The sequence below is a fragment of the Pseudoalteromonas sp. GW168-MNA-CIBAN-0100 genome, assembly GCF_040309225.1.
Classification (GTDB): Bacteria; Pseudomonadota; Gammaproteobacteria; order Enterobacterales; family Alteromonadaceae; genus Pseudoalteromonas; species Pseudoalteromonas arctica.
Genome location: NZ_JBEOOL010000583.1, coordinates 1 through 270, shown reverse-complemented (window position 1 = coordinate 270; position 270 = coordinate 1). Strand labels below are relative to the sequence as shown.

The 270-nt window shown below is 48.9% G+C and carries 1 protein-coding gene; it reads left to right on the top strand.

The annotated features are described in order from the left end of the window. Positions 1-270, top strand: a 270-nt coding sequence (locus AAEY62_RS22535; protein WP_350636641.1) for a glutamate synthase-related protein, incomplete at both ends; no start/stop codon positions are given.

Genomic DNA, 270 nt, shown 5'->3' with positions numbered 1-270 from the left:
GCACTGGGGGCTGATTTTGTTGTATCTGCTCGCGGCCATATGTTTGCACTAGGGTGTATTCAAGCAATGCAATGTAATAAAGACACTTGCCCTACAGGGATCACCACGCACGACAAGCGCCTGCAACGTGGCTTAAATGTGGCAGACAAAGCACAGCGTGTGGCAAACTATAATAAGTATGTGCACTATGGAGCGGGCTTAATCGCGCACTCGTGCGGCGTATCTAGTGCGCGAGAGTTAAAACGTGAACATGTGCGTATAGTTCAAGAA